Annotated in this window: 20 protein-coding genes; 14 read left to right on the top strand and 6 right to left on the bottom strand. The window is 43.3% G+C overall.

The features are described 5' to 3' along the window. Window positions 1–222: 222 nt before the first annotated feature. Window positions 223–1350 (top strand): succinylglutamate desuccinylase/aspartoacylase family protein, encoded by a 1128-nt coding sequence (locus tag V7L01_RS07360; RefSeq protein WP_335033313.1) that lies wholly within the window; start codon window positions 223–225, stop codon window positions 1348–1350. A gap of 167 nt (window positions 1351–1517) precedes the next feature. Here the strand turns inward: V7L01_RS07360 and V7L01_RS07355 are convergent, their stop codons facing one another. Further along, window positions 1518–2600: an ATP-dependent 6-phosphofructokinase gene (locus V7L01_RS07355; protein WP_335033341.1), complete on the bottom strand. Its 1083-nt coding sequence runs from the start codon at window positions 2598–2600 to the stop codon at window positions 1518–1520. A 279-nt stretch (window positions 2601–2879) separates the two neighbouring features. Here V7L01_RS07355 and era point away from each other — a divergent pair, with 279 nt between their 5' ends. Continuing rightward, on the top strand, window positions 2880–3854 hold the full coding sequence (gene era, locus V7L01_RS07350; RefSeq protein ID WP_335033311.1) for a GTPase Era: 975 nt from the start codon (window positions 2880–2882) through the stop codon (window positions 3852–3854). Window positions 3855–3956: 102 nt separating this feature from the next. After that, window positions 3957–4634, top strand: coding sequence for a response regulator transcription factor (locus V7L01_RS07345; protein WP_335033309.1), 678 nt, complete (start codon window positions 3957–3959; stop codon window positions 4632–4634). Between the two features lie 146 nt (window positions 4635–4780). Here the strand turns inward: V7L01_RS07345 and V7L01_RS07340 are convergent, their stop codons facing one another. Next, entirely contained in the window at window positions 4781–5020 is a 240-nt protein-coding gene (locus V7L01_RS07340; RefSeq protein WP_335033307.1) for a hypothetical protein, read from the bottom strand. Window positions 5021–5365: 345 nt separating this feature from the next. On the opposite strand from V7L01_RS07340, the gene V7L01_RS07335 reads away from it, so the two are divergent. From V7L01_RS07335 to V7L01_RS07325, 3 genes are all read left to right on the top strand, one after another. Continuing rightward, window positions 5366–5806 (top strand): hypothetical protein, encoded by a 441-nt coding sequence (locus tag V7L01_RS07335; protein WP_335033305.1) that lies wholly within the window; start codon window positions 5366–5368, stop codon window positions 5804–5806. 498 nt (window positions 5807–6304) lie between these two features. Continuing rightward, window positions 6305–6778 carry a TspO/MBR family protein gene (locus tag V7L01_RS07330; RefSeq protein WP_335033303.1) on the top strand — a complete coding sequence of 158 codons (474 nt, stop codon included), beginning with the start codon at window positions 6305–6307 and terminating at the stop codon, window positions 6776–6778. 89 nt (window positions 6779–6867) lie between these two features. Then, window positions 6868–7341 (top strand): TspO/MBR family protein, encoded by a 474-nt coding sequence (locus V7L01_RS07325; RefSeq protein WP_335033301.1) that lies wholly within the window; start codon window positions 6868–6870, stop codon window positions 7339–7341. A 5-nt stretch (window positions 7342–7346) separates the two neighbouring features. Here V7L01_RS07325 and V7L01_RS07320 read toward each other — a convergent pair whose 3' ends face one another. Next, the gene (locus V7L01_RS07320; RefSeq protein ID WP_335033299.1) at window positions 7347–8054 is read right to left on the bottom strand and encodes a M15 family metallopeptidase; all 708 of its coding nucleotides are present in this window, start codon (window positions 8052–8054) and stop codon (window positions 7347–7349) included. Window positions 8055–8165: 111 nt separating this feature from the next. Here V7L01_RS07320 and V7L01_RS07315 point away from each other — a divergent pair, with 111 nt between their 5' ends. The 5 genes from V7L01_RS07315 to V7L01_RS07295 all read left to right on the top strand — a co-directional run bounded on the left by V7L01_RS07315 (window position 8166) and on the right by V7L01_RS07295 (window position 13407). Next, entirely contained in the window at window positions 8166–9635 is a 1470-nt protein-coding gene (locus V7L01_RS07315; RefSeq protein ID WP_335033297.1) for an aminotransferase class I/II-fold pyridoxal phosphate-dependent enzyme, read from the top strand. Window positions 9636–9837: 202 nt separating this feature from the next. Then, window positions 9838–10803 (top strand): choice-of-anchor A family protein, encoded by a 966-nt coding sequence (locus V7L01_RS07310; protein WP_335033295.1) that lies wholly within the window; start codon window positions 9838–9840, stop codon window positions 10801–10803. 135 nt (window positions 10804–10938) lie between these two features. Next, window positions 10939–11958 (top strand): ABC transporter ATP-binding protein, encoded by a 1020-nt coding sequence (locus V7L01_RS07305; RefSeq protein ID WP_335033294.1) that lies wholly within the window; start codon window positions 10939–10941, stop codon window positions 11956–11958. 119 nt (window positions 11959–12077) lie between these two features. Continuing rightward, window positions 12078–12965, top strand: coding sequence for an ABC transporter permease (locus V7L01_RS07300; protein ID WP_335033293.1), 888 nt, complete (start codon window positions 12078–12080; stop codon window positions 12963–12965). Between the two features lie 40 nt (window positions 12966–13005). Then, window positions 13006–13407: a hypothetical protein gene (locus V7L01_RS07295; RefSeq protein WP_335033292.1), complete on the top strand. Its 402-nt coding sequence runs from the start codon at window positions 13006–13008 to the stop codon at window positions 13405–13407. Window positions 13408–13485: 78 nt separating this feature from the next. Here V7L01_RS07295 and V7L01_RS07290 read toward each other — a convergent pair whose 3' ends face one another. Beyond that, complete coding sequence (locus V7L01_RS07290) at window positions 13486–13923, bottom strand: peroxiredoxin (protein WP_335033291.1); 438 nt, start codon at window positions 13921–13923, stop codon at window positions 13486–13488. A 194-nt stretch (window positions 13924–14117) separates the two neighbouring features. Here V7L01_RS07290 and V7L01_RS07285 point away from each other — a divergent pair, with 194 nt between their 5' ends. From V7L01_RS07285 to V7L01_RS07275, 3 genes are all read left to right on the top strand, one after another. Next, window positions 14118–14522 (top strand): Npun_F0494 family protein, encoded by a 405-nt coding sequence (locus V7L01_RS07285; RefSeq protein ID WP_335033289.1) that lies wholly within the window; start codon window positions 14118–14120, stop codon window positions 14520–14522. A 225-nt stretch (window positions 14523–14747) separates the two neighbouring features. Further along, on the top strand, window positions 14748–16226 hold the full coding sequence (gene cobQ, locus V7L01_RS07280; RefSeq protein ID WP_335033287.1) for a cobyric acid synthase CobQ: 1479 nt from the start codon (window positions 14748–14750) through the stop codon (window positions 16224–16226). Between the two features lie 102 nt (window positions 16227–16328). Beyond that, the gene (locus V7L01_RS07275) at window positions 16329–16565 is read left to right on the top strand and encodes a 2Fe-2S iron-sulfur cluster-binding protein (protein ID WP_334936361.1); all 237 of its coding nucleotides are present in this window, start codon (window positions 16329–16331) and stop codon (window positions 16563–16565) included. A 329-nt stretch (window positions 16566–16894) separates the two neighbouring features. On the opposite strand, the gene V7L01_RS07270 is transcribed toward V7L01_RS07275, so the two are convergent. Beyond that, complete coding sequence (locus tag V7L01_RS07270; protein ID WP_335033285.1) at window positions 16895–20038, bottom strand: efflux RND transporter permease subunit; 3144 nt, start codon at window positions 20036–20038, stop codon at window positions 16895–16897. 79 nt (window positions 20039–20117) lie between these two features. Continuing rightward, window positions 20118–21578, bottom strand: coding sequence for an efflux RND transporter periplasmic adaptor subunit (locus tag V7L01_RS07265; protein WP_335033283.1), 1461 nt, complete (start codon window positions 21576–21578; stop codon window positions 20118–20120). Window positions 21579–21812 lie beyond the last annotated feature (234 nt).

The raw sequence follows: 21812 nt of genomic DNA, 5'->3' as shown, positions 1-21812 counted from the left end.
GAAGAACTCCACCCCTCCACGCAAGTGTATACACAAGTCGAATTACCCCCCTTAATCCCCCCTTATAAAGGGGAGAAACCGGAAAATCTAGTTCCCTCCCCTTTATAAGGGGAGGGTTAGGGTGGGGTAAAACTCTGGTTAATCAGCAAATTCTATTGGGCTAGGGTTTTAATTCAGTACAGATACAGCGATAATTTACTCAAATCATCACCGAGTTGTTTCATGCTACCAGTTATTGAAAGCATTGTATTACGTCAAATGGCTTCGGGCGATCGCCTATCTTTACAACTATACAAATTCATCGGCGCTCAACCTGGTAAAAAGGTTTACATTCAATCTAACCTACACGGTGCAGAAATTGCTGGTAATGCCGTTATTCACCAGCTAATTGAGTTTTTATTAACAATAAATGATACAGATTTAACTGGAGAAATTTGGTTAGTTCCCGTTTGTAATCCAATGGGGACAAATGAACGCGCTCATCATTTCTCCCCTGGTCGTTACTGCGTTTACGAAGCCAAAGACTGGAATCGGATATTTTGGGACTACGAGAAAGAAGCTGATGATTTAGTAGCTTTTACTAAATCTCAATTTGATATCGATCTAGAGGTCATTCGACAAAATTATCTAACTATAATTAAGCAACAATTTGCGAAAGTTTTAGAAAAAATGAATTCTCGTGTTGGTGTTCCTTACACTGAGCTTTTTGCCTACAAACTACAAAATCTTAGTTTAGATGCAGATTACTTAATTGATTTACATAGTTCTACAAATCAAGCTTTAGACTACCTTTATTACTTCCGAAATCGAGAAGACAGTGCAAAATACTTCCTACTTGATTTCGGAATATTGCTTGATAAATATGATGGTGATGCTTTTGATGAAGCTTTTATCAAACCTTGGTTAGCACTGGAAGCTTGTTTTAAAGAGTTGGGTAGAGAAATCAAGTTTGATGTGGAAGCTTGGACGCTGGAATTAGGAACAGGAATGCAAATGAACCCTGATTCAGTCGCTAAAGGTGTAAAGGGTGTAAAAAACTATTTAGTGCAAAAAGGTGTACTACAAACTTCTAATTTACCAGATGATACAAAGATCCATGAAATGAGTTTTGCATCTAGCAGCAACCGGAAAAAATATTATGCGATCGCAGGTGGCATGATTCAATCCAGAATAGAATTAGGCACTTCAGTAAAAGCTGGAGACAAACTCTATCAAATTCTCAGTTTTAATAAAGAAGGTAAGCTACCCAGTGTAATTGATGTCTGCGCTCAACATGATGGATTAGTTTATGATGTCGCAACCAATCAAGCTGTGAATGAAGGCGAGTTTGTATTGGGAATTGTTAGTTAGGGCATTAGGCATAGATATTCATGTAATTGTCATCACATACTAAACATGAAAATTTCTTTCCCTAAATCATCACAAAGACGCGATAAATCGCCGTCTCTACAAAACGACTAATTATTGTAGAGACGGCGATTCATCGCGTCTCTTGCCTTAACCGAACAGTATTGAGTTTAGTCTCCCAAATAAATACTCATACCACGAGCGGTTTTAACTAAAGTACCATTGGGATCGACGGCACTATATTGAGCGATCGCTTCTGTAATTGGTACACTTAATACTTGGCGATTTTGCCAAGTCACCATGCGATCGTATTTATCCTCTGCAATTAGATTAACTGCTGCTACGCCAAAGGCTGTTGCAACTAATCTATCTAGTGGTGAAGCAGTTCCACCCCGTTGAATGTGTCCTAAAACTGTGACTCGCGTTTCTACACCAATGTGTTCAATAATTTTATCTGCTAAGTATTCGCCAATTCCACCGTATCGAGATTGACCTAACCGATTTGTAATCGTCACATTTTCCCCATCGTGGGTACGAACCGCTTCGGAAACAATAATCAAACAATAGTTTTTGCCTTTTTCTTGGCGTTCTTTGATTTTGTGGCAAATATGCTCAACCGTGTAAGGAATTTCGGGAATTAAAATTACATTTGCTCCCCCCGCAATTCCCGCAGCTATTGCTATGTGTCCAGCATCACGCCCCATTACTTCCAAAATCATGACGCGGCTATGACTTGCAGCAGTAAAATGCAACCTATCTAATGCTTCTGTGGCAATATTCACGGCTGTATCAAAACCAATAGCATGTTCGGTAACGCCAATATCGTTATCAATCGTTTTGGGAATACCTACTAGATTAATGCCTCCTTGTTGGGCGAGGCGACGGAGAATTGCCAAACTACCATCACCGCCAATACCAATCAAAGCGTCTAAACCTAGCTGATGATAACCTGCAATGATTTCTTCTGAGCGATCGCATAAACTTCCATCCGCCATTGGAAACGCAAAAGGATCGCCTTTATTGGTTGTCCCCAACATTGTGCCACCCGCAGTTAACAGCGAGTCAACTCGATCGATTTCCAACTTTGTGAATTGTGGCGGACGCGCCATTAATCCTAGAGTCGCTTGGCGAATACCCAAAACCTCCCAGCCGTAGGTACTCACAGCACAATTTACTACAGCCCTAATCACAGCATTTAAGCCAGAACAATCACCTCCACTCGTCAGAATTCCAATGCGTTTGCGTTCTCCCATATCTTTTATTGACATTTTTATCCAAATATATTGAGTAGCCGATGAAACTTAAGACATTAGCGGCAGATTAAACTTAAGCAAAAATTCTCCTTGTAAATGCCAAAGTAATTTTATGTTTGTTTTGTATCTAAAAACAAAACAAAGTTATCTTAGCTGTAAAATATAAGTGTAGAGCCAGTAGTAGATTAAACCTCGGCAAGAGCAATCCCTAAAAATGCCAGGGTAATTTTATGCTTGTTTTGTGTATAAGAAAAGATCGAGTTATCCCAGCTGTAAAATATGAGGGTGGAGCCAAAGGTGACTAGTATTGATAATTACAACTTCTCTTTTCCAGGAGAAGTAACAATTCCCCAGGCTCCTCCTGAATTCAAATCAGGTTTTATCGGCATTGTTGGTCGTCCTAATGTCGGTAAATCTACTTTAATGAATCAATTGGTAGGACAAAAAATTGCCATAACTTCCCCTGTAGCGCAAACAACACGTAACCGTTTGCGCGGCATTTTAACTACACCAGAGGCGCAGTTAATTTTTGTAGATACGCCAGGAATTCATAAGCCCCATCATCAATTGGGGGAAGTGTTGGTGCAAAATGCCAAAATTGCTATTGAATCGGTAGATGTAATACTGTTTGTAGTAGATGGAGCAGTGGCTTGTGGATCGGGCGATCGCTATATTGCTGATTTGCTCAGTCGCAGCAAGACACCAGTAATTCTAGGACTGAACAAAATCGACCAACAACCGCCCGATTCTCAGTTTCTAGATGATAGTTACGCCCAGATGGCCCAGTCCCATGAATGGGAAATTGTGAAATTTTCTGCCAAGACTAATGCCGGATTACCGCAACTTCAAGAATTATTAATTGAACATTTAGAAATTGGGCCCTTATACTATCCCCCAGATTTGGTAACTGACCAGCCAGAGCGGTTTATTATGGGTGAATTGATCCGAGAACAAATTTTGTTATTGACTCGTGAAGAAGTACCCCATTCAGTAGCGATCGCTATTGATCTAGTAGAAGAAACTCCCAGCATTACTCGTATACTTGCTACCATCAACGTCGAGCGCGATTCCCAAAAAGGCATACTCATTGGCAAAGGTGGAGCGATGCTCAAAGCAATTGGTAGTGAAGCCCGCGAACAAATCCAAAAGTTAATCTCTGGTAAAGTTTACCTAGAATTGTTTGTCAAAGTCCAGCCAAAATGGCGACAGTCGCGCATTAGTTTAGCAGAGTTAGGCTATCGGGTGGAAGAATAATAATTGGTCATTTGTCATTAGTCATTAGTCATTGGTCAAAAAGGCAAAGGACAAAGGACAAATGACAAAAGACAAATGACAAATGACTCTTAATAAATAAAAATGTCTTTAGAAACTCGCTATCCCTTAAATTTACCAGCTAATGCTCCGCCGTTGCGCGTGTTGATTGTCGAAGACGATCCGATGATGCAACTGGGATTAGAGCAATCATTAATGGCTCATCCTCAGTTGGAGATTGTTGGACAAGCAGAAGATGGTTATTTGGGAGTTCAAGCTGCACTGCAACTGAAACCTGATTTGGTGGTTATGGATATTGGGTTGCCGCGATTGGATGGCATTGCCGCAACACAGCAAATTAAGGCGGCGCTGCCAGCAACTCATGTGGTGATGCTGACATCTCATCAAACAGAGACAGAAATTATTGCGGCACTATCTAGCGGTGCAGATGCATATTGTATCAAAGGTGCAAGTGTGGAACGATTGTTAAGTGCGATCGCAGCCGCAGTTGATGGTGCAGCCTATCTCGATCCTCAAATTGCGCGGCGAGTAATTGACAATCTCAAACCGCCTGCACCCAGCAGCAACAACGCCAACTTATCTGGGCGCGAGTTAGAAGTGTTGAAACTCATGGTAGATGGTTTGAGTAACCCAGAGATTGCTGAAAAACTCTATCTCAGTCCTAACACCATCAAAACTCACGTTCGGGGGATTATGAATAAATTAGCAGTGGACGATCGCGTGCAAGCAGCAGTTGTAGCACTGCGTTCTGGGTTGGTTTGATTATTTATATAATTACAGCTATCAAAAGCCCTTGGCGCTGGTGAAATTTTAATCCCACTTACAAGTAGAGGCGTACAATATGTACGCCTCTCTAGCCGATTCATTTGTTGCCAAGATTTTTTTAAAATGGTCTACCTCAAGGAATTTTAGTTAAAAGAGCTTGAGAATTCATTAGGGTCTAGATTAGCAGGAAATAATAAAATTTCCTTGCCTTCTAACTTTGCCTTCTGGTGAAGCAAAATTGCTTTTTCCAAAGAACAATATTTAATTGGAACCCATCTCTCGCTATAAAAGTAGACAGTTACTCGGCTCATTGCATATTCTTTCAACGGCAGTGGAACGTACCAGGACGAGTCCACAATTTGAACTTTACCTGTCGAGTTCATGCTTTGAACCTCAGTTGCTAAGTATATTTACTCTCACTCATCACTCCACTACTTTCACTTATCCAAAGGAATTCTAGTAACTATCATAAGTAATAAGCTATGAACCTTTAGACTAAATATTTAGGTAGAAGTTTAGGAGTTAACAAGTTTTTAGTTGGGATTAAGCTTTAGTAAGTCGGTAAAAGATTTTCGCGCAAGTTTGACAGGTTGTCTTTTGACGCAACTATTCTTTTAAAATTATCGTTTTTAAATACTGGTGAAAAATTAGCATCAAAAATCTTTGAAATTACCTCTAATTGTCTTCCCCAGCCAGCCTAGCTTACTTCGCTTACTCTTAGAAACTTTATGCTCCACTTTACCTTAGAGAAAAATTTGGGATGGCTATTATTAATTTCGGTTCTAATTGCCACACCAGTTAATGCCCATACTGAAAAGGTATCAAAAGACGTGGGCGGGATGCTGCATATTGAACCCAATGACAATCCTCAAGCTGGTAAAACCGCTAATGTTTGGATTGTCCTCACCCGTAAAGGCGGGCAACTAATCCCACTGACACAATGTAACTGTCAGTTGGCTGTCTATCCTCAACCTCACACCAAAACTGATACCCCATTGCTGAAGCCAAGTTTACATAATGTATCGACCAAGCAATATAAAAGCATTCCTGGAGCCGAGATCGTATTTCCCAAAGTAGGAGCTTATGATTTGGAGTTAAGCGGTACTCCAAAATCTGGAGCTAGTTTCAAGCCCTTTGTTTTGTCTTACACCGTCACTGTCGGCTCATAAAAGCTTAACTGGTAAAATGTCATGCTGTAACAAGATCCCGCAGGGTTAAGAAACTGCTGTGCGATCGCATAATCTAGTTTTATCCAGAAATCCCTTCTATCCTTGAGAACCGCCTGTAAAAGTTTGAATGCTGTCGTTTTGCCTGTGTTTTTGAGATTGCGATCGCGCTTCTGATTTAGTTTGCATATAAATTACCATTAACCTAATTGCCTTATCCCCCTATTACCAAGAATATTTCCCCACTTCGCCCCATACGCCTACCCTCAGACATAATCACCTCAACATCCTGGTGAATAAATGGGGAGAATAAAAATTACCTCTTTCCCTTCTGCCCCCTGCCCCTTTGCCTCTTCCCAATGCCCATAATTTAATAATCCTGCCAAACGATGTAAAGGTTTCAAACTCAGGGATGATGAGTAATTAGCAATTAAATTGACAAAATCGCACTATAAAGAGTGATATTAAGCGATAGATAGCGCTTGTAAAGGAATAACGGCCATGATTAAATCTTGGATGGTGATTGGGGGTGTGGCTTTCTTAGTTGCCTTAGCAGCTAATGTGATTACGCCTAGCGATCGCCAGTGGTTCAAGCGCTTACAACGACCGAGATGGCTAACTTTTGAGGGTGCAATTCCCATTATCTGGACTGTAATATTTATTTGCGGTGCTTGGTCAGCTTATATTGTCTGGGAAAAAGATCCAGGAAGCACCTCAACTTGGTTAATCATGGGTTTATACTTGCTTTTAGAAATAGTTACGATTGCCTATACTCCTGTAATGTTTAAGCTTCGCAGTCTGAAAGTAGGTACAATTCTCGGTGGTACAGGTTTTATCATTTGTGCCTTGTTGATACTTGCAATCTTAAGCATTTCTGGTTGGGCAGCATTGCTACTAGTTCCTTATTTGCTGTGGAGTCCCATTGGTACTTATACCACTTGGCAGATGATCGGTCTCAATCCTCAAGATGCCTAAGATTCGCACCAGCGAATGATTAAACTTATGCCTTAAATTGTCAAACTTGCAGTGTATGACTTGACAAAATACACAAGCGAGAGTGCATTATGATTCCATCTTGGATAATAATTGGGGCTGTAACTTTCTTCGTCGCCCTTGGTAGTTTCTTGATTACGCCGCGTGATGTTAAATGGTTTGCAAAGTTAAGTCGCCCTCGTTGGCTAGTTTTTGAGCCACTGATTCCGATTATCTGGACTGTGATTTTTATTTGCGGTGCAGCTTCAGCTTATATTGTCTGGGAAAAAAATCCAGGAAGCCCAATTACTTGGCTACTAATGGCTATGTATCTGTTGGTGGAAATTATTACCGTCGCCTACATACCTATAATGCTGAGGTTTCGCAGTCTCAAAGCGGGAGAAATTCTTGGAATAATCGGATTGATTTCAGGCATTGTCCTGGCAATCAGCGTTTTGCCGATTTCTCTAATGGCGGCGCTGTTACTCCTTCCCTATTTAGTTTGGACTCCCATTGGTACTTACACTACCGACGAGTTAAAAGAGTTAAATCCTCAAGATGCATAACGCATCTATGTAAGACGCCCGTAACGTGCTGTGACAGGATTGGCTGGATTAGATTGATTATTCAGCCAAGCCCACATTTGATCGCCAATAGAAAAATGCCACCATTCTCTAGGATTGCGTTGAAAGCCGGCTTTTAACATTACATCTCGCAACAGCTGACGATGAGCATGATAATTTTGGGCTTCTGAGCGATCGCTATTGGCATAATAATCGGGATGCGATCGCTCTGACATTTCATCAATGGGCGAACCCATATTCACTATTTGCCCTGCATCATCTATCAGCGTCACATCCACCGCCGCACCCGTACTGTGAGGAGGGGGGGTTTTTTCATCCAAACTTGGTGCAGCCCAAATTGCATAAACCGCTTCCCAAATTTCTTGGCGTTGGTTTGGGGATAATTCCACCTCAGTCAGTCCCCTATCTTGCACTGCTTGGGCGAAGCTGTAATCTACCATAAACTGCTGAACTGCGATCGGGCGATAGGCATCAAAAATTTGGATATGCCAGTTAGGATGCAGGAGATTAAGATAATTTTGCGCTTGGAGCAAATTTTCGATAACGCTTTGACGGAGATAATAGGGGGAGTGTTTGCCATAAGGCGCACCTAACTTTTCATAAGGATGAGGAGATTCCACCGCAAACAATTCTAAAGGAATCGCTATTAGCGGTTCACCACACTCGAAAATTGGGATTTGATGATAGGGCCTCATGTGAATAATTTGTAATTCGTAATTATTACCCCATGCTGTGCATAAGGAATAATTTATTTCTTGTCCATTAATAAATTTACCTTTCTTCTACCCTCAATTACGAATTATTAAATGCTCAATCAAAACCAAACACCCTTATTAGACGCCATAAAAGCTAATGCAGCAAGACCCCATGCGCCTTTTTACACGCCAGGACATAAGCTAGGTAAGGGAATTTCTCAACCCTTGGCTGATTTACTTGGTAAAGCTGTCTTTCGCGCTGATTTAACCGAGTTAGCAGATTTAGATAATCTCTTTGCACCCCAAGGTGTTATTCAAAAAGCACAACAACTGGCGGCTGAGGCATTTGGTGCTTCGCAAACATGGTTCCTTGTCAATGGTTCTACCTGTGGGATTGAAGCGGCAATTCTCGCTACCTGTGGCACAGGGGATAAAATCATTCTGCCTCGGAATGTACATTCTTCTGCGATCGCTGGTTTAATTCTCTCCGGTGCAATACCAATTTTTCTCAATCCTGAATACGATCCAGTTTTAGATATTGCCCATAGCATCACGCCTAATGCTGTAGAATCTGCACTCCAACAACATCCAGACGCTAAAGCAGTGTTGACAGTTTACCCAACATATTACGGCGTTTGTGGAGATTTGAGTGCGATCGCCAGCATTACACATCAATATGATATTCCTCTACTCGTAGATGAGGCACACGGGGCACACTTTGCCTTTCATCCAGAATTACCCACTCCAGCTTTAGCCGCAGGTGCGGATTTAACTGTACAATCCATCCACAAAGTACTTGGTGCGATGACACAGGCATCAATGCTGCACATCCAAGGTAACAGGATAGATTGCGATCGCATCAGTAAAGCTTTGCAACTCGTACAATCTACCAGTCCTAGTTATTTACTTTTAGCTTCTTTAGATGCAGCGCGTCAGCAAATGGCACTCCAAGGAAAAATGCTGATGTCTCGCACTTTGCAACTTGCTGATGAAGCTAGAACGAGAATTAGTCAAATTCCGGGATTATCAGTTTTGGAAATACCTCATTTGGCGGGATCTCCCGGCTTTGTCGCTTTAGACGAAACGCGACTAACTATCACTGTTTCTGGTTTAGGCTTAACCGGATTTGAGGCAGATGAAATTCTCGATGAAAAATTTGCTGTCACTGCTGAATTTGCATCACTACAACATCTCACCTTTATTCTTAGTTTGGGTAACACCCCAGCCGATATTGAGCAGTTAGTGGAAGGTTTTACCACCCTTGCCAAAGAATATCGCCGAAACAACTTGAATGTTAAAAGCCCTAATTGGCAAGAGCTTTTCACTACACAGTGTCATGCTTTATCTTGTTCTCCCCGTGAAGCCTTTTTTGCTGTCAGTGAAATACTACCTTTGACACAGACCAATCAACGCATCTGTGCCGAAATTGTCTGTCCTTATCCTCCAGGTATTCCCTTGCTAATGCCAGGAGAAATCATCACTAATCCTGCCCTTAATTACTTACAACAAATTCAGGCAGTGGGTGGATTTATCAGTGGTTGTAATGACACTAGCCTCAAAACATTAAAAGTTTTAAAATAATCCCCTAATTACTAGCTCATAAATCTTGTTGATAAAAATTTAATTGATGTAGTCAAGAGTAAATATGCGGTTGAGTAGATAATTTAGGGGAAAATATACAGTAGTTATTCCAGCTATGAAACTTCAATGAAAATAGCTAGCAGACTAATGCCATCTTTGATTTAGACCCATAGGATCGTGTTGATAATTCATAAATCAAAAGATGAAATCAAAAAACTATTATATTTGGGGAGTAGTAGCAGCTCCGATTCTAGTTACTCTAGCGCTGGGTTTCTCAGCAAAAGCGAATGCAGTTGAGTTAGGTGCTGCCTCTGATTACAATGTATTCGTTTTGGGAGATATCTCTCAAAAATATACAGATATTGAAGGAAAACTTGCTGCTGGCGGTAACGTGAATTTTGTCGGCGGGCTTGGAAGCAGACTTTCTGGCAACAGCGGCAACGTAGTAGTAGCTGGACAAAACTTAACTCTGAGCAACGGTCAAGTCTACCACGGTAATGCTGTCTATGGAGGCAGCGCCAATGTGTCCAGCAATGTGGGATTTCCACAGGGAACTCTCAGCAAGAGTAATCCCATCGACTTTAATGCAGCAGGGGAAGAATTGCGATCGCTATCTCAATATTTGGCAACCTTAACTCCTACTGGTAAAACAACAGTTCAATCTTGGGGTGGTATTAATCTTAGTGGCAGTGGTACTGCTTTCAATGTTTTTAATCTTGCAGGCTCATCTGTCTCCAAGACAAACTATTTTGAAATCAGTGGCGATCCAAATTCGACTATTGTTGTCAATATCAGCGGTAAGGATGTGTCGCTGCAAAACTTTGGGTTCAATATCCTTGGCACAGATAAACAAAAGGTGCTCTATAACTTCTATGAAGCAACAAACATCACTGCCAGTGGGATTAGTATACTAGGTAGTATTCTTGCTCCTTTGGCTAATTTCAATTTCAATAACGGTCAAGTTAACGGCAACGTGGTGGTAGCTTCTTTGACAGGAAATGGCGAGTCTCACAACTATCTGTTTAATGGCGATCTGCCGAATGTCCCAACTAATCAACACACTCCGACTCCGGTTCCAGAACCTGCAAATCTTTCAGGTTTAGGATTAATTGCTGTAGTATTTGGTTTATTTCGCTACAAACGCAATCAAGTAACTTGTCTAAAATAATCACAAATTTTTGGCAGCATGGCGCATGACGCGAACTTGTTTACATATTTTCGCTCATGCGCTATTTCCTTGCTCCCTACCTTCTACAATAAAGATAGACTTTATTGAGATTTGTATAGTTGGGGATAAGCTGTCATGGCTCCCGCCGTTTTCATTCAAAATCTGCAAAAACGCTACGGTACAGTGGTCGCCGTCCAAGATGTTTCCTTTCAGGTAGAATCAGGAGAAATCTTTGGTTTATTGGGCCCCAACGGTGCTGGGAAAACTACTACCTTGCGTGCCTTGTGTACGCTGACCACACCGGATGCTGGCAAAATCGAAGTATCTGGCATCTCTGTGTTAGATAATCCGAGAGTCGCAAGACAAAGACTAGGCTATGTAGCTCAGGAAGTCGCTATAGATAAGGTGCTGACTGGAAGAGAACTGCTGCAATTGCAAGCCGCACTTTATCACCTCCCAGGCGCAGTAGCCAAACAGCGTATTGAGACGGTATTAGATTTACTGGGGTTGCAAGAATACGCTAATAAAAAAACAGGAACCTACTCCGGCGGTTTACGCAAGCGCCTAGACTTAGCTGCTGGGTTGCTCCATGCACCGGATGTTTTGGTGTTGGATGAGCCAACTGTGGGGCTTGACATAGAAACCCGGTTTGTGGTATGGGATTTCCTGCGAAAATTACGCGTCTCTGGGACGACGGTAGTAATTACCAGCCATTATTTAGAAGAAATTGACGCCCTAGCCGATCGCGTGGCAATTATCGATCGGGGTGTCGTAATTGCCGCTGGCACACCTTCACAATTGAAAGATCAAGTAGGAGGCGATCGCATCACTTTGCGAATCCGCGAGTTTTCCCCGATTGAGGAAGCAGAAAAAGCCAAAAACCTCTTGCAACCTTTACCATTTGTGCAAGAAGCGATCGTTAACAGCGCTCAAGGTAATTCCCTCAACTTGGTAGTCACACCTCAGAACGATGTTCTGATTAACATACAGCAAGCACTGAAAACCGCTGGCTTGCCAATTTTTGGCATTTCCCAATCTCGCCCCAGTCTCGATGACGTTTATCTCGCCGCGACAGGACGCACCTTATTGGATGCAGAACTCGCAGCCGTTGCCACTCGCGATCCCAAGGCTGAGAAAAAGCAGAATATGAGATAAGGGGCAGGAGGCAGGGGGCAGGGGGCAGGGGGAGAATAAAAAATTACCTCTTTTTCCTCTGCTCTCTGCCTCTTCCCATTGCCCAATCTAAAATTAAAAATCCAAAATCCAAAATTGCTATGAGCGTTACTCCTAAATCTGATATCAATTGGCAGCCGCTAGCATCGCCGCAAGCAGATGCTAATGCTGCACCTAACTTTTTCGGTGAATTGGTACAAGAGACGCTGGCTTTAACTCGTCGCTTGTTTATTCAGTTGCAACGCCGTCCCTCATCTTTGATTGCCGGAATTATTCAGCCAGTGATGTGGTTAGTGCTATTCGGTGCTTTGTTCCAAAATGCTCCCAAGGGTATATTTGGCAACACAACAAACTACGGTCAATTTTTGGCTGCCGGGATAATTGTGTTTACAGCCTTTGCTGGGGCACTGAATGCTGGTTTGCCCGTAATGTTTGACCGCGAGTTCGGCTTTTTGAATCGTTTGCTGGTAGCACCCTTAGCATCGCGGTTTTCCATTGTCTTTGCTTCGGCAATCTTCATCATCAGCCAAAGTTTGCTGCAAGCAGCGGTGATTGTAGTGGCAGCAGCGTTTTTGGGGGCTGGGCTACCAGATGCAGTGGGTTTAAGTGCGATCGCTCTAATTGTCTTCCTCTTAGCTTTGGGTGTAACAGCCATCTCCCTCGGTTTAGCTTTTGCCCTACCCGGACACATTGAACTAATCGCGGTGATTTTTGTCTCTACTTTGCCCCTGCTGTTTGCTAGTACTGCTTTGGCTCCTCTATCCTTCATGCCTCAGTGGTTACAGGTTGTGGCTACCCTGAATCCTCTCAGCTATGCGATCGAACCAATTCGCTATCTCTATCTCCACAGTAATTGGGGATTAGGTAGTGTAGTGATGCAGGCTTTTTGGGGTGATGTTACCTTTGGAGGAGCGTTGCTGGTGTTGTTTGGCTTTGCCATAGTCGCCTTAGTGAGTATTCAACCCCAGCTGCGGCGGACTCTGGCTTAAAGAGATAAAATAGATAAATTTTAGGTAGGGTCAAAACCCCATGAAAAAACCATTTTTACAAATTACTAGACTTTTTGTAGCTACCCTGGCAGGAATTGGCTTTGCTTCCTTGCTGATGGCTCAACCAAGTTCGGCTCAAATCAGCAGCCCAACGGATGCTTTTCCCAGTAATAGTACAACAGACCAAAATACCGATCCGTTCTCCCGTTCAAACTCAGACAATTTCAACATGTTTGACCTGATTCATCGGGCAAATTTCGGGACTCTCAACTGGAATTCTGACCAACAGGACGAACAACTAAACTCAGCAGCAGCAGCCTTTAAAGCAAGGCAACAAAAATTAATTCAAGGTCAACAACAGCAAGGAACCCCCAGCGGTTTGCCATCGGTTACACAACCAGTATTTACACCATCAACAGTTACACCACCATCAGGTAACTGAATTCAAACAAAAAACCCCGAGCCTCTAAAGGCTTGGGGCTGAGACTATTTAAAAAATCCTTAGCGATCGGGTAAAAAACTACAGCCCAAGTACAGCTAAAACATCGCTAGCATGGGTGGTAGTATTTACACTACTATCAACATGGGTAATTTTACCGCTGGGGTCAATTACATAGGTGACGCGCTTGGCATAACCGCCGCCATCCACATCAAAAGCTTTGATGAGAGATTTGTCGCTGTCAGCCAGTAGGGGAAAATTCAAATTATATTTTTGGGTGAATGCCTGATGGGAAACTTCATCATCTGCACTGACTCCCAAAATTACAATATCTTTACCTTGATATTGAGCCTGGGCATCCCGAAAACTACAGGCTTGTTTGGTGCAGCCTGGCGTGTCATCTTTGGGGTAAAAATACAAAACGACCGTCTTTCCGGCAAAATCAGATAACGAGACTGTGTTGCCGTTTGTATCTTTGGCGGTAAATGCAGGTGCATCCGTACCAACTGCTAGAGGCATAATTAACCTTTCCTGTTTCAGATTGTTGATGCACTTGAAATTTTACATTAATTTATAATGATTAAATATAATTACTAAAAAATAGCATAACCATACTTTAGGTAACTAATTTTGCTTAAATCAGGTACCTGGTACAAGAAAAAATATATTCTTAAATTAATCTTTTTTAGAAGAAAAATTTCTCCCCATACACAATGCCTGCTGTTGATTCCCAAAACCCAAATATTTTTGTCTATCCTCAAAGCACAGTAGAAAGGGCCGAGCGATCGCTAGTGTGTTCGCCCTTCAATTTATCTTTATTTGAAGTCATGGGACACCAGAGCGTGTCATTAACTGCGATCGCTCTGGAAAATGGACTCAAGCAGGGCTATACTAAGCGCCCTTTATCAGAATTAGCCTGTGATAACGCCTTGGGCTGGCTGATTCAAGTGGGTGTATTGCGGCGAGAAGTCGATGGACAGGGAATTACAGATGGTTATCGCCTGACTCCCTTGGGACGCCAATTGGTGGAACAATATCAGGGAAAAAATTGGCGTACTCCTTCATGGCGCGATCGTTTATCCGATGTTGTGATTCGTTGGTTGCGGATACCCTTTTAGAATAAAAAACCTAAGAGTTAGGATTAGGGAATCAAAGGGAACAATATATACGGAAACATCATATCTATTCATGAAGTCTTTACCATAACCATCTAAGCGAATTTGCTAGGTGGTGGTAGGGAGTAAGAAAAAGAGACACGGTGAAATTATCAAATGCTCTCTTTGCATTCCCGTGTACCCCCTAAAAATTCACCCTGTATCTTGAAAAACTAAGTGATAGCAACTATGAAATCAATTATGGTAGTGGGGACAACATCTCATGCAGGGAAATCACTTTTAACTACAGCTATATGTCGTATTCTGTCGCGGCGTGGCTGGCGGGTGGCTCCCTTTAAAGGTCAAAATATGGCTTTAAATGCTTATGTCACTGCCAGTGGTGGAGAAATTGGCTATGCCCAAGCAGTACAAGCTTGGGCCGCGGGAGTCGTGCCTTGGGTAGAAATGAACCCTATTTTACTCAAACCCCAAGGAGATATGACCTCCCAAGTAATTATCAAAGGTAGGTCTGTTGGCAAAGTGAGTGCCTCAGATTACTACGAGCAATATTTTGAACTGGGGTGGCGGACAATTGAAGAATCGCTACAGCATTTAGGAACAGAATTTGACTTATTGGTTTGTGAAGGTGCCGGCAGTCCAGCGGAGATTAACCTCAAGCACCGCGACTTAACTAATATGCGGGTGGCAAAATATTTGAATGCGCCAACCATCTTAGTGGTTGATATCGATCGGGGTGGTGCTTTTGCCCATGTGGTAGGCACTCTAGAATTATTGGAACCGGATGAACGCGCCTTAATTAAGGGTGTAGTAATTAATAAGTTCCGAGGACAGCGATCGCTGCTAGATCCGGGAATAAAATGGTTAGAAGAACGCACGGGTATCCCCGTTATCGGTGTTATACCTTACTTACAAGGAGTTTTCCCAGCCGAGGATTCCCTTGATTTGCTGGAACGGGAATCGCATAAAGCCCAAGCTGACCTCAACATTGCCGTCATCCGCTTACCAAGAATTGCCAACTTCACCGACTTTGACCCACTGGAATCAGAAAGTACAGTTTCAGTGAAATACCTCAGTCCTAAGCAAGATTTAGGACATCCTGACGCCGTGATTATCCCAGGTACAAAGACCACAATTGCTGATTTGCTACTGCTGCAAAAAAGCGGCATGGCAGAAGCAATCCAACACTATGCTGCCTCTGGTGGAACGGTTTTAGGTATCTGTGGCGGCTATCAAATGCTCGGTCAAATCATTGCCGATCCAGAAGGGATAGAGGGACAAGCTGGTAGATATCAGGGGTTAAATCTTCTACCAATCAGAACTGTAATTACAGGACAAAAAATTGCCCGCCAGCGCCAAGTTAGCTCAAATTATCCACAACAGGGCTTGCCAGTCAATGGCTTTGAAATCCACCAAGGGCGATCGCGCATCGAACAGCAAGGGATAGATCCGCAATCTTACCATGCCCTATTTGACGACATTAATTTAGGGTTAGTAGATAGTTGTCAATCGGTGTGGGGAAGTTACCTTCATGGGCTTTTTGACAATGGGCCTTGGCGACGGGCTTGGTTAAATCGCCTTCGTCAACAGCGAGGTTTAAAATCTTTGCCCACCGGTGTTGCTAACTATCGGGAACAGAGAGAGCAGATTCTGGATTCCTTAGCCACTGAAGTAGAAAGCCATTTAGACTTAAGTCTGTTTTTGTCTTAAGCTAAAGTGCGTTGAAATGTCATTAGTCATTAGTCATGGATCGTTTGCAAATAATCAATGACTACTGACAAATGATAAAACTAAATTAAATGCCTAACATTGATGATTGTTCGTGTCCGTTTTTTACCAGATGATGTCACAGTAGATGCCGAAGTGGGAGAAGCTCTTTTGGATGTAGCAGATAGGGCTGGAGTATTTATTCCCACCGGTTGTCTGATGGGGTCTTGTCATGCTTGCACCGTCGAGTTAGAAGATGGAGAGATCGTTCGCGCTTGTATCAGCGCAGTACCGCCACGCGAGGAATTGACGATTAATTTGTTTAGTGACCCAACTTGGTAGTTTTTTAACTCTCCAAGTTCAGAACCTCAAATACTCAGGACTTATGCACAGTCTAAGAATTCTCGGCGCTCTTCTCTAACGAGACGCTACGCGATGGCGTCTTCTCTGCGAGACGCGAAGCGCGATGGCGGTTCGATAAATTACAGCTTTTTAACAATTTTTGCGTAAGTCCTGATACTGCTTATCTGACTTTTCACGGTATCTGGAAAACCTCTCTCTAAATCTCTCTCCTTTTAGGAGAGAGACTTTGAATTTTCCCCCTTCCCGCGTCGGGAAGGGGGTTAGGTTTTTTGTGCGCTTTTCCACATAACGTGAAAAGTCAGTACTGCTTATGGGCGCGGTGACTTCTTACCAAAGCCATATTGCAATGTATGCAAAATCCAAGTTTGGAAGTTGTCAATGTAGCTAAATATCACTGGTACTACCACCAGTGTCAGCAGGGTGGAAGTTGTGAAACCGCCCATAATCGCAATTCCCATTGGTTGGCGAACTTCAGAACCTGCGCCAATTCCTAATGCTAAAGGTAGAGTTCCTGCGATCGTTGCCAGCGAAGTCATTAAAATCGGGCGCAGACGTGACACGCCCGATTCAACCAGTGCCTGACGTTGGGTTTTACCTTCCTGCATGTTGATGATTGTATAGTCAACTAATAGAATCGAGTTTTTGGTGACAATCCCCAACAGCAACACGACACCAATCAGGGCATATATTCCCAAAGGTTTTTGGGCAACCATCAACGCTACTAGTGCGCCGCCTAAACAAAAGGGCAAGGCTGCCATAATCGACAATGGATGGAGGAAGTTATTATACAGCAGCACCAGAATTGCATAGATACACATTAATGCCAGCCCTAATGCACCGCCAAAGCGACCGAAAATGTCTTGCATAATTTTGGCACTGCCTGATGGTTGCTGTACTACACCTGGCGGTAAGTTTTGCATCACAGGCAGTTCGTTGATTGTCTGGACTGCCTCTCCTAAAGAAATTCCTTGCAAGTTAGCTTCTACGGCAACTTGACGGGCGCGATCGTAGCGGTTAATGGTAGCAGGGCCGCTACCAAAGCGGATATCTGCTACTGCTACCAGGGGAACCAATCTGCCATTTTGACTGGGGACTTGGAGATTTGTGATTGTGTTGATGTCAGCCCGCGCTTCTGGGTCGATTTGCACGCGAATCGGGATTTGCCGATCGCTCAAATTGAATTTTGCCAAGTTCGCCTCATTATCGCCGATGGTGGCAAGAGAAGCAGTCCGAGCGATCGCTTGCACTGTCACCCCCAAATCTGCTGCCCGTTGCGGGTTAGGAATTACTAAAATCTCTGGTTTGACCAAACTTGCAGTCGAAGACACTTCTACCAATCCGGTTATGGATCGCATCTGCTTTTCTAGGGCATTAGCAGCTTGATTCAATGCTTCGGGATTTTCACTCCTCAGAACAATTGATAAACCTTTACCAGTGTCACCTGGTGACTGACTTTTGAAACTAATTCTAGCTCCTGGTATTTGCTCAAAGGAAGGACGCACTTGTTCCTCAAACTGTTTTTGGGAAATATTGCGTTCTTCTCTGGGTTTGAGATTAATGGTAAGGGTTGCAGAATTGATCTCTTCCGTTGCTAGTACGCGTTCAACTACTGGGTTTTGTCGGATAATGTCAGTCGCTTGTCTGACTACCTTGTTAACGTCTGACAAAGTTGAACCAGGAGCTAGTTCTATAGATACGTTAGAAATCCCGAAGTCGCCATCATCAACGAAACCCTTGGGAATTAAGGGAACCAGCGTCAGACTGGCAACAAAGAAAGCTAAGGCGATCGCCATTGTTGTCAATCTATGGCGTAACGCCCACTCTAAAAGCGATCTATAAGGTTGAAAGCGCCGCCGCTCTTCAGTTCTGAGTTTTCTCTTCCCCTGGTTTCTACCTGGAAGTGTAAACTTGAAATTTAAGAATTTTATTACTCCCCCTGCTCCCCCTGCTTCCCCTACCCCTCTCCTCTCCCCCTCCTTTAAAAGATACGCCCCCATCATCGGCGTAACCATTCGCGCTACAAGAGTTGAGAAAATTGTGGAAACGGCAACGGTAACACCAAATGGTTGGAAAAACTGCCCCGGAATTCCACCCATAAAGGCAACGGGCAGAAACACCGCAATAATCGTCGCGGAACTTGCTATTACCGCTAATCCTACTTCGTCAGAAGAGTCAAAAGCAGCTTCCCAAGCTGACTTGCCCATAGCCATGTGCCGTTCCATGTTTTCAATTTCCACAACGGCATCATCTACCAAGTTGCCCACCGCCAGCGCTAATGCCAACAAAGTCATGTTGTTGAGGGTGTAACCAAGGGCTTGCTGCACTGCGAAGGTGGGAATTATTGACAGGGGTAAGGCAACAGCCGTAATTAATGTTGCTCGCCAGTCGCGTAAAAACACTAAAATAACGATGACCGCCAGCACCGAAGCTTGAATCAATTCATCAATGGTGCTTTGATAGGATTGGCGAACAATATCAGCTCTAGTAAAAATTAAATCTAGCTTGACATCTGCGGGAAGGGTTTTTTCCAGTTCTTCGACTGCTGCTTTCACTCCTTGTTCCACAGTCACCAGAACGCTGCCAGTACTACGTAGCACCTGGAAAGCTACCACGGGTTGATTATTTAAACTGGCGGCTTGACGCACATCACCAAATTTATCTTCTACGGTTCCCAGGCTGGATAAAGGAACGGAACCGCCTTGTGGTAAGAGAATTTCGTAGGTTTTCAAAATATCCACACTGGTGGCACTCCCTAAAGTGCGGATACTTTGTTCGCTACCACCAACTTCGGCACGTCCGCCAGGTAAGTTAATGTTCAAAGCGCGGATTTGGTCGTTTACCTGAGTGGCGGTGATCGCTAAAGCTTGTAAGCGGTCTGGATTGAGGTTAATGCGAATCTCTCGGTCAACCCCACCTACACGCTGAATTTGTGCTACACCCCGGACTCCCAATAAGGCGCGGCTAATGGTTTGGTCTACGAGGTTGCTTAATTCTTCTACGGAACGCCGATCTGATTTAACTGCGTAGGTGATTACCGGGCCGCCGGAAAATTCCAGGCGTTCCACAATTGGATCGTTGATATCTTGGGGTAAGTCTTGGCGAATTTGAGCGATCGCATTCCGAACATCATTGGTGGCGCGATCGCTATCTGTACCCAAAACAAAGTTGATTGTTGTCTTAGAATTTCCATCGCTGACGGTGGAAATCATAAAATCGATATTGCCCAACCCCGCGACGGCATCTTCAATTTTTTTCGTCACTTGGGATTCTAGTTCTGCTGGGCCTGCACCCGGTTGGGTGACTCTTATCAAAACTGTTGGCACATCAATATCTGGGTTAGTATCAATCCCCAAAGATATAAAGGAGAACCAACCTACTACTGTCAAAATTAAAAATAAAACTATTGTGGGAACAGGTTTTTTGATCGACCAAGCTGAGATATTAAAAGACATCGGGAAATTTTAGATTTTAGATTTTGGACTAGTCATTTGTCATTTGTCATTGGTCATTGGTTATTTTTCCCCATTCCTTTCAACTTGCAACTCGAACTTTATCCCCATCTTTGAGATATCCTGCACCATCAACTACGACGCGATCGCCTAACTGTAACCCACTCTTAATTTCCACTTTGTCGTCATTCCCAGGATCTCCTAACTCTACTTTCTGGCTGCGGACTACATCTCCACTCGATAAGATAAATACAATTACACTTGCGTCTCCTTGGGACTGCACTGCTTTTTGCGGCACCACCATCCTCATCCCTGAATTAGTAGTAATTGCAGCACTAGCAAACATCCCTGGTCGAAGTAAAGTTGTTGGTGGCAAGTCAATTTTTACTGTCGCCTCCCGTCTTTGATCGTTCACCTGTGGTTGTATGTCTCTGACTCGTCCCTGCGATCGCACGCGCCGATCGGCATCGGAAGTAATTTGCACGGATGCCCCGATTTTCACCTGATTTAGTTGAATTTCGGGCACCTTAGCTTGAAGTTCTAACTTTTCATCTCGGATAATAGAAAATAGCTTTTGTGTGCCACCAATCACAGTTCCCACTTGGGTTTGCGGCGGCACACCAGTCACATCACCAACTCTAACTAGTTTCTCGGCGATCGCTCCAGAAACCGGCGCACGTACCACGGTTTGTCCCAACTGAGTTTGCAGTTGCTGTACCTTGGCAGCACTGCTGCGGACATCGGCTTTGGCTTTGTTGATAATAGCTTGGGCGTTACCAATGTTGGCTTGGGCACTGCCAATATTAGCCTGAGCACTACGCACATTTTCTTGGGACAGGTTCACAACTTCTCTGGCAGTTTTTACAGCGTAGGAACGAGTATCAAGTTCTTGCCTACTAATCGTCCCAGAGTCAGCAAGTTGTTGATAGCGCTGATAATTCTTGGCTGCTTCCTCTAGCCTCGCCTTAGCTTGAGCTAAATCTGCTTTTTTTTGTTGGACTATCGCTTTATTTGATGCCAAATCTGCTTGTTTAGATGCCAAATCTGCTTGTTTAGATGCCACATCTGCTTGTTTTGATTCCACATCTGCTTTTGCTTGGCTAACTTGGTTTTGCAGTATGGAATCATCCAACACCGCCAACACTTGACCTTTTTTGACAAAAACTCCTTCTTTCACATCTTCGGGAATACTTTTGATTTGTAAGCCGTTTGTCTGCGGCAGCACCGGAATTAAATCACGCGCTGCTACAGTCCCAGTCGTTTTGAGGGTACGGACAACACGGGCGGTTTCTACTGTGGCGATGGTGACTGTCATCGCTGGGTTAACTTTTTTATCTGCTACCGCGCTTTGTTGACGAGCTGGAAAACGACTTAATACACCCATCCCAGCAAAGGCGATCGCGATTCCTAAGCCAGCACCCAAGAATAATGGCTTTAACCATGCCCTAGTTGGTTTTTGATCTGATTTGCTCAAAAAGCTAGCATCTTCTTCAGAGATTATAGGTTTTTCCACCTCGACTTCTGAAACACTTTCATCGCTCACAGCCCCACCTCCACTTTCTGTCTATGCATACCAACCTTGGTATTTTCTTAAGAAAACTTGAAATTTATTTACTTCACATCAACTATGACCCATTTCATAGTGAATGTCTTTTCTATATAATGGTATATAATAGAACAAACTATCTAAAAGAAATTACTAAAAATAATCGCAAAAAAATGTAAATTATAATACACGGAAGTATCTCATTTCATCTAGCCATTCTAGGTCGCACAC

It is taken from the genome of Nostoc sp. (assembly GCF_036917095.1).
Taxonomy (GTDB): Bacteria; Cyanobacteriota; Cyanobacteriia; order Cyanobacteriales; family Nostocaceae; genus Nostoc.
This window is presented reverse-complemented; position numbering and strand designations above follow the sequence as displayed.

Bases quoted from the DNA above. Each gene is read 5' to 3' on its own strand.
- V7L01_RS07335 (WP_335033305.1), top strand. From the start codon at position 5,366: ATGCTCCACTTTACCTTAGAGAAAAATTTGGGATGGCTATTATTAATT.
- cobQ (WP_335033287.1), top strand. From the start codon at position 14,748: ATGAAATCAATTATGGTAGTGGGGACAACATCTCATGCAGGGAAATCA.
- era (WP_335033311.1), top strand. From the start codon at position 2,880: ATGAGGGTGGAGCCAAAGGTGACTAGTATTGATAATTACAACTTCTCT.
- V7L01_RS07310 (WP_335033295.1), top strand. From the start codon at position 9,838: ATGAAATCAAAAAACTATTATATTTGGGGAGTAGTAGCAGCTCCGATT.
- V7L01_RS07355 (WP_335033341.1), bottom strand. From the start codon at position 2,600: ATGGGAGAACGCAAACGCATTGGAATTCTGACGAGTGGAGGTGATTGT.
- V7L01_RS07270 (WP_335033285.1), bottom strand. From the start codon at position 20,038: ATGTCTTTTAATATCTCAGCTTGGTCGATCAAAAAACCTGTTCCCACA.
- V7L01_RS07285 (WP_335033289.1), top strand. From the start codon at position 14,118: ATGCCTGCTGTTGATTCCCAAAACCCAAATATTTTTGTCTATCCTCAA.
- V7L01_RS07315 (WP_335033297.1), top strand. From the start codon at position 8,166: ATGCTCAATCAAAACCAAACACCCTTATTAGACGCCATAAAAGCTAAT.
- V7L01_RS07295 (WP_335033292.1), top strand. From the start codon at position 13,006: ATGAAAAAACCATTTTTACAAATTACTAGACTTTTTGTAGCTACCCTG.
- V7L01_RS07290 (WP_335033291.1), bottom strand. From the start codon at position 13,923: ATGCCTCTAGCAGTTGGTACGGATGCACCTGCATTTACCGCCAAAGAT.
- V7L01_RS07340 (WP_335033307.1), bottom strand. From the start codon at position 5,020: ATGAACTCGACAGGTAAAGTTCAAATTGTGGACTCGTCCTGGTACGTT.
- V7L01_RS07320 (WP_335033299.1), bottom strand. From the start codon at position 8,054: ATGAGGCCCTATCATCAAATCCCAATTTTCGAGTGTGGTGAACCGCTA.
- V7L01_RS07360 (WP_335033313.1), top strand. From the start codon at position 223: ATGCTACCAGTTATTGAAAGCATTGTATTACGTCAAATGGCTTCGGGC.
- V7L01_RS07345 (WP_335033309.1), top strand. From the start codon at position 3,957: ATGTCTTTAGAAACTCGCTATCCCTTAAATTTACCAGCTAATGCTCCG.
- V7L01_RS07275 (WP_334936361.1), top strand. From the start codon at position 16,329: ATGATTGTTCGTGTCCGTTTTTTACCAGATGATGTCACAGTAGATGCC.
- V7L01_RS07305 (WP_335033294.1), top strand. From the start codon at position 10,939: ATGGCTCCCGCCGTTTTCATTCAAAATCTGCAAAAACGCTACGGTACA.
- V7L01_RS07330 (WP_335033303.1), top strand. From the start codon at position 6,305: ATGATTAAATCTTGGATGGTGATTGGGGGTGTGGCTTTCTTAGTTGCC.
- V7L01_RS07300 (WP_335033293.1), top strand. From the start codon at position 12,078: ATGAGCGTTACTCCTAAATCTGATATCAATTGGCAGCCGCTAGCATCG.
- V7L01_RS07325 (WP_335033301.1), top strand. From the start codon at position 6,868: ATGATTCCATCTTGGATAATAATTGGGGCTGTAACTTTCTTCGTCGCC.